The sequence below is a fragment of the Roseateles sp. genome (genome assembly GCF_036404855.1).
Lineage (GTDB): Bacteria > Pseudomonadota > Gammaproteobacteria > Burkholderiales > Burkholderiaceae_C > Pelomonas.
Map to the genome: position 1 here is coordinate 1 of NZ_DASWYS010000068.1, position 12,188 is coordinate 12,188.

A 12,188-nucleotide genomic window follows, 5' to 3' on the forward strand; every position below is an offset into this window, starting at 1 on the left:
GGCCGAGGCGCGGGCGGCGGCCGAGGGTGCGCTGGTCCTGGCGTTGGCCAGCGGCGACCTGCTGGGCCAGGGCAATGCCCACAACGCGCTGACCTTCAACAATCCCGACCTGGCCGACTGCCTGCGCCTGTGCAAGCTGGCGCTGGCAGCCTTTGCCGCCGCCGGCTACGCCGAGCGCCAGGGCACGGCCATCCACAACATCGGCAACCACTACGTCACGCTGGGCCTGAGCCGGCGTGCGCGGCGCCGCTATCTGGCCGCGCTGGCGATCTGGCGCCGTACCGGCGCCACGGCACTGTTGCCCTACACCTTGACGGCGCTGGCTCGGCTGGATCTGGAGTCCGGCGCGCTGGCCGGCGCGCGCGCGTATGCCGACGAGGCCGAGGCCCTGGGCCTGGCGCGGCAGAACCCCGGCTTCCGCTCCGAGATCGCGCGGCTGCGCGGCGAGATCGCCATGGCCGAGGGCAACGCCAGTGCTGCCGCGGCGAGCTTCCGTCTGGCCCTGGAACATTCGCCGTCGGCCGCGCAGCGCATGGCGGACCTGGGCCTGGTCGCCTGGGCGGAGCTGGCGGCGGGGCGGCAACGCGCGGCACTGGACGCCAGCGGCGAGGCGGCCCGGCTGCATGCGGAGCAAGGCCTGGCACCGCTGGAGAACCTGGACCTGTCAGCGCTGTGGTGGCAGCGCCGCGAGGCCTTGCGTGCCGCTGGTCGCAGGCGCGAGGCCGGCGTGGCGCTGGCACGCGCCTACCGTTTCCTATGCCTGCGCCTGGCCGGGCTGTCCGACGAGGGCCTGAAGCGCAACTCCCTGGCCAAGCGTCCGGTGGCACGCGCCGTCGTGCTGGCCTGGCTGGCCGGCGGCGGCCGTGCGCGCCATCTTGGCGGCCAGGCACGGCTGGACGAGCGCTTCGCCCGTCAGGTCGACGTGGGCCTGCGCCTGGCCGAGCTGGCCTCGGGCGCCGAGCTGCACGAGTTCCTCGTCGACGAATCGGCCGAGGTCAGCGGCGCCGAGCGCGTGCTGCTGGTGCTGGAGGACGGCGCGGGGCGCCGCCACATCGCCAGCCACCTGACGCCGCAGGGCGAGGCCGGCGGGGAGGGCGCGCTGCTGAGCGCCATCTCGCCCTGGCTGGACGAGGCGCGCAGCAGCCGCGCGGCCGCCCTGCGCATCGGCCCCGAGGGCGCGCTGCCGGTGCAGCAGCGCTCCTGCCTGGTCGCACCGCTGATCGCAGAACGCGAGCTGCTCGGCTATCTCTATGCCGACCTGGACGGCGCCTTCGGCGCATTCCGCCCGGCCGACCGCGACCTGCTCGTCATGCTGGCCGCCCAGTCCGCCGTGGCCCTGGCCAACCTGCGCCTGCGCGAGGGCCTGGAGCAGCGCGTGGCCGAGCGCACGGCTGAATTGCTGGCCAGCAAGGCCCAGGTGGAGCGCCGCGTCGGCGAGCTGGCAATGTTGAACAGCCTGCAGCAGAGCCTGTCGCCCGAGCTGAGCTTCGAGGCCATCATCCAGCGCGTCGGCGACCGCCTCTGCGAGCTGCTCGGCACCCAGGATATTGGCATCCGCTGGTTCGACCCGACCACTGGCCTCAACCACTACCTCTACGAGCGCGAACACGGCCGGCCCATCCAGCTGCCGCCGGAGCGGCCGTCGCCCGACGGACCGTTTGCGCAGATGCGCCGCACCCGCCAGCCGCTGGTCTGTCGAAACCTGGCGGAGATCGAGGCCGCCGGCCTGCTGGCCGTGCCTGGCACCGACCAATGCCTGTCCTTCGCGAGCGTGCCCATCATTGGCAGCGACCTGGTGATGGGGGTCATCCTCGTCGAGAGCTACGAGCGCGAGAACGCCTTCAGCGATGCCGACGTGCGCTTCCTGTGCACGGTGGGTGCCAGCGTCGGCGTGGCGCTTGAGAACGCGCGGTTGTTCGAGGAGATCCAGCGCCGCACCAGAGAGAGCGCGGCCCTGGCCGAGGTGGGGCGCGAGATCTCGTCGACACTGGACGTGGCCACCGTCATGAACCGCATCGCCGTGAAGGCCAAGGAGCTGCTGGGCGTGGACAACAGCGCCGTATTCGTGCCCGTGGACGAAGGCGAGGCCGGCGCGGCGGCCCGGCGCTACCGCGCCATCGTTGCCGTCGGCAGCTACGAAAGCGAGGTTCGGGACGCTGTCGTCACGGTGGGCGAGGGCATCATCGGCTCGCTGATCGCCAAGGGCGAGCCGGGCGTCATCAATGCCGCGCGTGATGACCCGCGCGGGGTGCGCATGGAAGGCACCGGTGAAGACCCCGACGAACGCATGATGGTGGCGCCGCTTCGGGCCGGCCAGCGCGTGCTGGGCGCGCTGACGGTCTGGCGCCTGGGCGGCCAGCCGTTCCGGCGCGGCGAGCTGGACTTCCTCGTGGGTTTGAGCCTGGCGGCCTCGGTGGCGATGGAGAACTCGCGCCTGTTTGGTGAGGCCCAGGCCGCGAAGGCCGCTGCCGAGCAGGCCAATGCGGCCAAGAGTGCGTTCCTGGCGACCATGAGCCACGAGATCCGCACGCCGATGAACGCCGTGATCGGCATGAGCGGCCTGTTGCTGGACTCGGCGCTGGATGACGAGCAGCGCGACCACGCCGCCACCATACGGGAGGCCGGCGAGGCGCTGCTGGCCATCATCAACGACATCCTGGACTTCTCCAAGATCGAGGCCGGCCGCATGGAGATCGAGAGCGCACCCTTCGCGTTGCGCGACTGCGTGGACGGGGCCATCGATCTGATCGCGCCGCGCGCTCGCGAGAAAGGCCTGGCCCTGGCCGTGGATCTCGCGCCCTCCGTGCCGGCCGGCATCATCGGCGACCTGGCCAAGCTGCGCCAGATCCTGCTCAACTTGCTGTCCAACGCGGTCAAGTTCACCGAGACCGGCGGCATCACCGTCGAGGTGGACGCAGCGCCGGCTGAGACCGGCGTGGAGCTGCGCTTCCTGGTGCGCGACACCGGCATCGGCCTGACGGCGGAAGGCTTGTCGCGGCTGTTTCAGAGCTTCAGCCAGGCAGATGCCAGCACCTCGCGCAAGTACGGCGGCACCGGCCTGGGCCTGGCCATCAGCCGGCGCATGGCCGAGCTGATGGGAGGGCGCATGTGGGCCGAAAGCGACGGCCCCGGCCATGGGGCGCGCTTCGGCTTCACGCTGCGTGCCGCCGTGGCGGCCGACGTGCAGCCGGGGCCGCGACGGCAGCGCAGCCAGCCGGTGGTCGTGCACAACCTCGCCGAGCGCCACCCGCTGCGCATCCTGCTGGCGGAGGACAACGTGGTGAACCAGAAGCTGGCGCTGCGGCTGTTGCAGCAGATGGGCTACCGGGCGGACCTGGCGGCCAATGGCCTGGAGGCGATCGAGGCGGTGGGTCGGCAGGCCTACGACCTGGTGCTGATGGACGTGCAGATGCCGGAGATGGACGGGCTGGAGGCGTCGCGGCGCATCGTGGCGGCGGGCGAGCGGCCGCGCATCGTGGCGATGACGGCCAACGCGATGCAGGGCGACCGCGAGATCTGCCTGGCTGCCGGCATGGACGACTACCTCACCAAGCCGATCCGTGTCGACGAACTGGCAGCGGCCTTGCTGAGAACGACGGCGAGGGAGTCCTGAATGACAGAGCAGAACGAGGGGGCGGAGATCCACGAGGAACAGCTGCTCGCGGTGCGGCTGCAGATCCTGGCCGACAACATGCGCGCCGGTATGGCCGCGGCCCTTCTGGTGTTGCCGCTGCTGGCCGCGGCGCTGGCCCATGCCGGCGGGCTGGACCGGTCGCGCTTTCTCGGCTGGGCTTGCGCGGTGGTGCTGCTGGTGGCCGTCTTCTACGGGCTGCTGCTGCCACGGCACCGGCCCTGGGTGGCTGCGGGCCGCGCCCGCGACTGGCTGCGACTGCAGTTGGGCTTTCACGTGCTGCTGGGCCTGACCTGGGGTCTCGCGGGGGCGCTCTTCTTCGAGCCCACCGTCATTCGCCTGACTGCTCTCCTGGTCCTCGAGCTGGGCATGCTCGTCAGCTGCGCGACCGCGACGGCCGTGCTGCTGCCGCTGGCCTACGCCTTCATCCTGCCCTGCGCGCTGCCCTTCCTGCTGAGCTGTCTCGTGGCCCGTGTCGAACTGGCCGACCTGTTCGGCATGACGGCGCTGCTGGTCCTGCTGTGTGCGCTGGCATATACGCATGTGTTTGCCAAGGCGCTGACCAGCTCCATCCGTATGCGCTTCGAGAACCAGCGCCTGAATGAGGCGCTGACGGAGCAGCGCGTGCGCGAGCGCACCGCCGTGCTGGAAGCGGCCAGCGCGCACAAGTCGGCCTTCCTGGCCACGGTGAGCCACGAGATCCGCACGCCGATGAACGCCATCATCGGCATGAGCGGCCTGCTGCTGGACACACCGCTGAGCGCCGAGCAGCGCGACTACGCCGCCACCATCCGCGACAGTGGCGAGACCTTGCTGACCATCATCAACGACATCCTGGACTTCTCCAAGATCGAGGCCGGCCGCATGGGCATTGAGCAGCACCCCTTCGAGCTGCGAGACTGCATCGAGTCGGCCCTGGACCTGATGGCCGTGCGGGCGGCCGAGAAGGGCCTTGAGCTGGCCTTCGAGCCGGAGACTGACCTGCCGCAGACGCTGCTGGGCGACGTGACTCGGTTGCGCCAGGTCCTGCTCAACCTGCTGTCCAACGCGGTCAAGTTCACCGAGAGCGGCGAGGTCGTCGTCAGCGCGCGGTTGCAGGCCGGCGAGCTGCATTTCGCGGTGCGCGACACCGGGATTGGATTGACGGAGGAAGGTCGATCGCGTCTGTTCGCAAGCTTCAGCCAGGCGGACAGCAGCACCACCCGCAAGTATGGCGGCACCGGCCTGGGCCTGGCGATCAGCAAGCGGCTGGTGGAGCTGATGGGCGGGCGCATGTGGGCCGAAAGCGATGGTCCGGGTCGCGGTTGCTGCTTCCGCTTCACGCTGCCGGTCGTGGCGGGCGCCGCGCCCCAGGCGCCGCGGCGCGAGTTCATCGGTGCGCAGCCGGCACTGAAGGGCCGGCGCATGCTGGTGGTCGATGACAACGCCACCAACCGTCGCATCCTGGCGCTGCAGGCCGCCAAGTGGGGCATGAACGTGCGCGACACCGACAGCGGGCTGGAGGCCTTGCAGCAAGTCCTGGCCGAGCCCTTCGACCTGATCGTCGTCGACATGCACATGCCGCACATGGACGGCGTGACGCTGGCCCGCCGGCTGCGCGACCTCAAGCCCGAGCTGCCGCGGGTGCTATTCACGTCTCTCGGCCGGCGCGACGTGGAGGAGGGGCTGTTCGCCGCCGTCATGATGAAGCCGCTGCGCCAGAGCCAGCTCTTCGACACCCTCGTGACCGTGCTGCATCACGACACCGTGCATGCGCCCGAGCCGCCCGCGGCACCGCGTCTGGACGCGCACCTGGCGGCCCGGCATCCGCTGCGCATCCTGCTGGCCGAGGACAACGCCGTGAACCAGAAGCTGGCCCTGCGCCTGCTGGCGCAGATGGGTTACCGCGCCGACGTGGCGGCCGACGGCGTGGAGGCCGTCGAGTGCGTGCAGCGCCAGCCCTACGACCTGGTGCTGATGGACGTGCAGATGCCGGAGATGGACGGCTTGGCGGCCACGCGGCTGATCGTCGAGCGCATGGGAGCGGGCCGGCCTCGCATTGTCGCGATGACGGCCAATGCCATGCAGGGCGACCGCGAGGCGTGCATCGCGGCGGGCATGGACGACTACCTGACCAAGCCCATCCGCGTGGAGGCGCTGGTGAAGGCCTTGCAAGACACGGTGCCGCGGTCATGATGGCGTACCCAGCGCCAGGCGCTGACGGATGTGCATGGAGGTGCCGCGACGACGTGGCGCCAAGGAGGACCCCATGACGGTGATCGATGAACAGGTGTTTGCGGCCCTGGTGGACAGCGCCGGCGCGGACTTCATGCCGGAGCTGATCGATTCCTTCCTGGAGGACGCGCCGCAAGGCCTGGCGGCGCTGCGAGCGGCCACCGCAGCGGGCGATGCCGTGGCTTTCCGCCGCGAGGCGCACTCGCTGAAGAGCAACGGCGTGACCTTCGGCGCTCAAGCCTTTGCCGATGCGGCGCGCGAGCTGGAGCACACGCCGCTGGCCGAGTTGGGTGCCGCAGCCGCGGCTCGGGTCGATGCGTTGGGCGTGCTGTTCGAAGCCGTCGCGGCCGAGCTGAAGGAGCGCCGCCATGCGTGATCGCCGAGCCAAGCGCGCGCGCATCCTCCTGGTCGAGGACAACCGCGTCAACCGCTTGCTGCTGGCTCGCCACGTCGAGCTGCTAGGACACAAGGTCGAGATGGCGGAGGACGGGCTGGCCGCGCTACAGCGGGTGCAGCAGGAGACCTTCGACCTGCTGCTGGTGGACATCCACATGCCGGGCATGGACGGCATCGAGCTGCTGGAGAGGCTGCGCGCCAGCCCTGAACTCAGCGAGCTGCCGGTCATCGTGACCTCGGCCGTGGAGGGCCTCGACAGCATCGTGCGCTGCATCGAGCTGGGCGCGGAGGACTATCTGCACAAGCCCGTCAACCTCGTGCTGTTGAAGGCACGCATCAACGCGAGCCTCGAGCGCAAGCACCTGCGCGACCGGCAGCGCGAGCTGGTGCGGCGTTTCGCGACGCGCGAGGTGGCCGAGGAGCTGGAGGCGGAGGGCTTCGCCTTGGGGGGGCGCAAGGTGCAGGCGACGGTGATGTTCTGCGACATCCGCGGCTTCACGACGCTGGCGGAGTCCCAGCCTCCCGAGGACATCATCGAGCTGCTGAACACCTACTACACGCTGATGTTCGCGGCCATCAACGGCCATGGCGGTGTCGTCAACCAGATGATCGGAGACGGCCTGATGGCCATCTTCGGTGCGCCGCAGCCGCTGCAGGCGCCGGGCCGGTGCGCCGTGCTGGCGGCGGCCGAGATGATCGAGATGGTGGCGCAGTTCAGCCAGGAACAGCGCGCGGGTGGCCGGCCCGAGATCCACATCGGCGTGGGGATCGCCAGCGGCGACGTGGTGGCCGGCTACACCGGCACGCGCCAGCGCGCCACCTACACCTGCATCGGTGACACGGTCAACGTCGCTGCCCGCATGGAGGCTCACACCAAGTTGGCTGGCCGAGCCGTTCTGTTTGACGCCGCCACACACACCCAGCTCGCCGATGCGCTGCCGAGCGAGCCCCTTGGGCCGGTCCAGTTCAAGGGCAAGTCGAGCACGGTCGACGTGTTCGCCTTGGTGCTGGAATGACGGGCGGCTACCACGATCGCCTGTTGGGCGAACTGCTGGCCCGGGCCTTCGGCGAGCTGGACGCGGCGACGCTGGCGCTGCTGCGCGAGCAACTGGCCTGGGTGGAGGTGGCTGGCGGGCAGACGCTGATGCGCCAGGGCGAGGTGGGCGACTCCATGTACCTGTCGGTCAGCGGCCGGCTGCGCGCCTACGTGAGCCAGGAGGGTGAGGCGCCTCGCATGGTGAGGGAGCTGGGCCGCGGCCAGGTCATCGGCGAGATGAGTCTCTACACCGATGCGCCGCGTTCGGCCACCGTCGTGGCCATCCGCGACTCGTTGTTGGTGCGGCTGGACAAGGCCCAGTTCCTCCACCTTGTCGAGCGCCATGCGGGAATCGGCGTCGCCTTGACGCGCCAGATCGTGCACCGTCTGCAGACCGAACATGTGGTCGCACCGTTCGCTGCGCCGGTCGTGCAGACCCTTTTGCCCATCACGCAGGGGGTGGACCTGGCGGGCTTCGCCCGGGGGCTGGCCGCGGAGCTGGGCCGCTTCGGCCGCGTCTGCGTGATCGATGCCGTGGCGGTGCAGTCCGCCGCGGGCGGGGGGGACGACCGCTACCGCGAGGTATCGCTGTGGCTGGACGAGATTGAGTCCGCCCATGACTTCGTGCTGCTGCTCGCCGATGATGCGCCGACGCCATGGACGCGCTGCTGCTGCCGCCACGCCGACGAGGTGCTGCTGCTGGCCGATGCGGGCGCCAAGCCGGTCGTGCATGCCAGCGAGACGCAATGCCTCGTCGAGCGGCCACCACGTACCGAGGCCGCCGAGATCCTGGTGCTGCTGCACGGGGCCGACGCGCCGGCGCCGTGCGGCACGGCGGCCTGGCTGGCACGGCGGCCGGTGGCCGACCATTTCCATGTGCGGCCAGCCCTCGACTCCGACATGGCGCGACTGGCCCGCCTTCAGGCGAGGCGCGGGGTAGGTCTGGTGTTGGCCGGCGGCGGCGCGCGCGGCTTCTCCCACCTGGGACTGCTGCGTGCGCTGCAGCGGCACGGCGTGGAGGTCGACTGCGTCGGCGGCACCAGCATGGGCTCGGTGATGGCCGCACTGGTGGCCAGCGACCAACCGCTGCAGCGTGTCATGGACGTGACGCGCGAGGCCTTCAAGAGCAACCCGACCGGCGACTTCAACCTGCTGCCGCTGATCTCGCTGATCCGCGGCCGGCGGTTGCGGGCCAGCCTGGACCGCGCCCTCGGCGCGCTGGTCGGCACCGAGGCGGGCATCGAGGATCTCTGGAAGCCGTTCTACTGCATCGCCACCAACTACTCCCAGGCCAGCGAAGCCCTGCTGACCCATGGCCGGCTGGAGCGGGCGCTGCGCGCCAGCACGGCGATCCCGGGCGCGCTGCCGCCCGTCGTCGTCGACGGGGACCTGCTCTGCGACGGCGGCAGTTTCAACAACTTCCCGGTCGACGTGATGCGTGCTCGGCGCGGCATCGGACTCGTCATCGGCGCCGACCTGAGTCTGCACAAGGCCCGCAAGCTCGACTTCGACGAGGTGCCCAGCGCCTGGGCGCTGCTGCGCGACCGGTTGCGCCCGCGGGGCCGGCGGCGCTACCGGTTGCCCGCGCTGTCGGCCTATCTGCTGAATGTGACCATCCTCTACAGCAGCTCGCGCCGGCGTGCCGCGCAGGCCGCCTGCGATGTCTATTTCAATCCGCCGCTGGAGCGTGTCGGCCTGCTGGCCTGGCAGCGTTTCGACGCCATCGTCGAGCAGGGCCGTGCCCATGCCGAGGAGGTGCTGGCCCGTCCCGAAGTCCAAGCCTTGCTGAAACCATGACCGACACCCTTGCCACCGCCCTTGGCCTGATCGGCGCTGCGCTGATGCTGGCCAGCTACCTGATGAAGAGCATGCTGCCGCTGCGCATCGTTGCGCTGACGGCCTGCTGCTTCCTTGTCGCCTATGGCGCGCTCAAGTCGGCGTTGCCGACGCTGCTGCTCTACGGCGCGCTGGTGCCCATCAACATCAAGAAGACGCTGCAGATCAGGAAGCTCGTCAAGGCCATAGAAGGCGCGCGTGGCGACACGCCGGCCTCGGAGTGGCTGCTGCCGCACATGCACAGGCGCACCGTGGCGGCGGGCACGACGCTGTGGCGCAAGAACGATGTGGCGACCGAGATGCTCTACTTGGAGACCGGCACACTGCGCCTGGTCGAGTACGACGAGACGCTGGCGCCTGGCGCCCTGGTGGGCGAGATCGGCCTGTTCGCTCCCGACCGGCACCGCACGCTGACGCTGGAGGCCACGACGGACTGCGTCGTCTACAGCCTCACGGCCGAGGAAATGGCCCTGCTCTACTATCAAAACCCGAAACTCGGCTTTCATGTCATGCGGCTCATCGTTGCCCGGCTGATGCACGACGTGCAGCGCAGCCACCCGGCCGCATCCCCCGCGGCATGAGGAGGCCGCTCAGCCTGCGCAGCCAGCTCAGCCTGGTGCTCGGCGGACTGTCTCTTGCCATTCTGGCCCTGGTGGGCGGCTACCTCGGCAAGCTCGCCACGGATGAGCTCTACACGACCCAGCAGGCTGCCGTACGTGCCACCGCCCAGTCGGCCGCGGAGCTGCTGGCCACCCAGTTGCGTGACCGTGAGCGCGAGATCATGCTGCTCAGTGGCGCCCCCCAGCTCGTCGAAGGCCCGCTGGACGCCGGCCGTGTGCGTCACGCCCTGGAGCGCCGTGCGGAACTGCACGACGAGTTCGCCTGGGTGGGCGTGGCCGACCCCGACGGCAAGGTGCTCCAGGCCACCGGCGGCATGCTGACGGGCCGCTCGGTCGCCCAGCGCGGCTGGTTCATCGCCGCGCGCGAGCGCGTCTATGTGGGTGACGTGAACGACTCCCAGCCACTGGCGGCCCTGATGCCGGCATCACCGGGCAACGAGCGGGCCCGCTTCATCGACTTCGCTGCACCCATCCGCGATGCCGAGGGCAGGTTGCTGGGCGTGGTGGGAGCGCAGGCGCATTGGCGCTGGATCACCGGCCTTGTGGAGGGCGTGACGCAACGCCAGAAGCCCGGCGGCGGCGTGGACGCCCTCATCATCGATCGCGAGGGCCGGGTGCTCTACCCCGAGGCGATGGCAACGGCCCAGGCGGGCGGCGAATCCGTGCTGCCCAGAGCGTTGGCCAATGGCCGCTTCGAGGGCGCACTGCGTTTTGGCGACGGTCGTGACTACCTCACCAGCGAGGCGCCCCTGCTGGCGCGCACCAACGCCGAGCTGGGGTGGCGCATCGTCGCTCGCCAGCCCGTGGAGCTGGCCATGCGACCGGTGCACGCGCTGCGCCGCGAGCTGGTGCTGCTGGGGGCGCTCGCGGCCGCTGTGCTGACGCTGGCGACCCTGTTGCTGGCACGGCGCATCAGCAGGCCGGTGGAGCAGCTGGCGCGCATCGCCGAGCGCGTGGAAGCCGAACGCCGCATCCCTGACTTTCCCGCCCGGCCCGCCTCGCTGGAGCTGGCCCGGCTCAGTGATTCGATGCGGTCGATGGCGCAGTCGCTGCTGGAGACCGAGCAGGCGCTGCAGAGGACGAACGCGACGCTCGAGGCCCAGGTGCGGGAGCGCACGGCCGAGCTGCAGGCCGCCAACGCGGCGCTGGAGCACCTGGCCACACGCGATCCGCTGACCGGCTTGCACAACCGCCGCAGCCTCGACGCCCGGCTTGCCGAGGCCCTGGCGCTGGATCGTCGTTACGGCGCCGCCAAGGGGCGTGTGCACGGCCTGCTGCTGGTCGACGTGGACCATTTCAAACAGGTCAACGATGTCCACGGCCATCCGACTGGTGACGCCGTGCTGCGCCAGCTGGCACAGGTGCTGCTGAGGACGGTGCGCACCAACGACGTGCCGGCGCGCTTCGGCGGCGAGGAGTTCGCCGTGTTGCTGCCGGAACTGGGAGGGCCGCTGGAGGCCGTGCTGACGGCGGAGAAGATTCGCGCGATGGTGGAGGCCGAGAACTTCTCCGGAGTCGGCCGGCTGACGGTCAGCATCGGCGTCAGCCTGGCCGCGCCGGAGGATGCCGACGTACGCCCGCTGATCACCCGTGCCGACGCGGCGCTGTACGAAGCCAAGCGCGGCGGCCGCAATGCCGTCGTGCTGAAGACGGTCGAGGCCGTGGCTTAGCGCCGCCGGGGCCGCGGTGGCTTCAGATCAGCTGCAGCGGCGCGCGGAACACGTAGCCGACACGCGACTTGCTCTGCAGCGGCACCAGCGTGGGCGTGGCGCGCTCGATACGGCGGCGCAGCCGGTAGATGGTGGCCGACAGGCCATCGTCGCTCTCGCCCTCGGCCACTTCGCGGCCCAGCTTGTTCAGCAGCGCCTCGCGCGTCACGGGCTCGCCGTTGGCCTGGGCAAAGCACTCCAGCAACTGCCGGTCCGCCTCGCTGAGCTGGATGCGCGTGCCATCCGGCACGACGAGCTCGCCGCTGGCGCGGTCCAGCTTCCAGACGGCATCAGCCGCCGAGGGCTTGGCAACGCGGCGCTGCACGGCGGCAATCGCCAGAGACACCTGCTCGAACTGCACCGGCTTGACCAGGTACATGTCGGCGCCAGCCGTGATGACTTCACGGAAGACTTCAGGGCCGAGGCGGCCCGACACGACCACGACGCCGGCATCGGTGCGGCGGCGCAGGATCTTGATGAGCTCCACGCCATTGACGCCGGGCAGCATCAGGTCGACAAGATAGAAGTCGAAAGTGAAGGCGTCCGGCGCGGCAAGCAGGGCGTTACTGTCGTCGAAACGACTGACGGCGATGCCCTGCTCCAGGAGGAACTGGGCCAGGAATTCCGAATACTCTGCGTCGTCGTCAATGAGGGCAAGGGTCTTGGGCTGCATGGCGGGCGGTGGGCTCGAAGAGCAACCAAGGAGTTTGCCGCATGACAGAGGCGTCAGCATGCTTTCAATCGCG

8 protein-coding genes are annotated in these 12,188 nt (G+C 70.2%); 7 read left to right on the forward strand and 1 reads right to left on the reverse strand.

Annotated features, from left to right (window positions below; translation table 11 throughout):
- The 7 genes from VGF12_RS04575 to VGF12_RS04605 all read left to right on the forward strand — a co-directional run.
- Positions 1–3,613: GAF domain-containing protein (locus VGF12_RS04575; RefSeq protein ID WP_331174862.1), on the forward strand; the 3,613-nt coding region annotated here is incomplete at its 5' end.
- Complete coding sequence (locus VGF12_RS04580) at positions 3,614–5,806, forward strand: response regulator (RefSeq protein WP_331174863.1); 2,193 nt, start codon at positions 3,614–3,616, stop codon at positions 5,804–5,806. It begins immediately after the preceding gene.
- Between the two features lie 73 nt (positions 5,807–5,879).
- Positions 5,880–6,221 carry an Hpt domain-containing protein gene (locus tag VGF12_RS04585; RefSeq protein WP_331174864.1) on the forward strand — a complete coding sequence of 114 codons (342 nt, stop codon included), beginning with the start codon at positions 5,880–5,882 and terminating at the stop codon, positions 6,219–6,221.
- Positions 6,214–7,257 carry an adenylate/guanylate cyclase domain-containing protein gene (locus VGF12_RS04590; protein ID WP_331174865.1) on the forward strand — a complete coding sequence of 348 codons (1,044 nt, stop codon included), beginning with the start codon at positions 6,214–6,216 and terminating at the stop codon, positions 7,255–7,257. The genes VGF12_RS04585 and VGF12_RS04590 overlap by 8 nt, the downstream gene beginning before the upstream one ends.
- A complete protein-coding gene (locus VGF12_RS04595; RefSeq protein ID WP_331174866.1) occupies positions 7,254–9,074 on the forward strand; it encodes a cyclic nucleotide-binding and patatin-like phospholipase domain-containing protein in 1,821 nt (606 codons plus the stop codon). Before VGF12_RS04590 ends, VGF12_RS04595 begins: the two co-directional genes overlap by 4 nt.
- A complete protein-coding gene (locus VGF12_RS04600) occupies positions 9,071–9,694 on the forward strand; it encodes a cyclic nucleotide-binding domain-containing protein (protein WP_331174867.1) in 624 nt (207 codons plus the stop codon). The genes VGF12_RS04595 and VGF12_RS04600 overlap by 4 nt, the downstream gene beginning before the upstream one ends.
- Complete coding sequence (locus VGF12_RS04605; protein ID WP_331174868.1) at positions 9,691–11,403, forward strand: diguanylate cyclase; 1,713 nt, start codon at positions 9,691–9,693, stop codon at positions 11,401–11,403. The genes VGF12_RS04600 and VGF12_RS04605 overlap by 4 nt, the downstream gene beginning before the upstream one ends.
- Positions 11,404–11,425: 22 nt before the next feature.
- Here VGF12_RS04605 and VGF12_RS04610 read toward each other — a convergent pair whose 3' ends face one another.
- Positions 11,426–12,115 carry a response regulator transcription factor gene (locus tag VGF12_RS04610; RefSeq protein ID WP_331174869.1) on the reverse strand — a complete coding sequence of 230 codons (690 nt, stop codon included), beginning with the start codon at positions 12,113–12,115 and terminating at the stop codon, positions 11,426–11,428.
- Positions 12,116–12,188 lie beyond the last annotated feature (73 nt).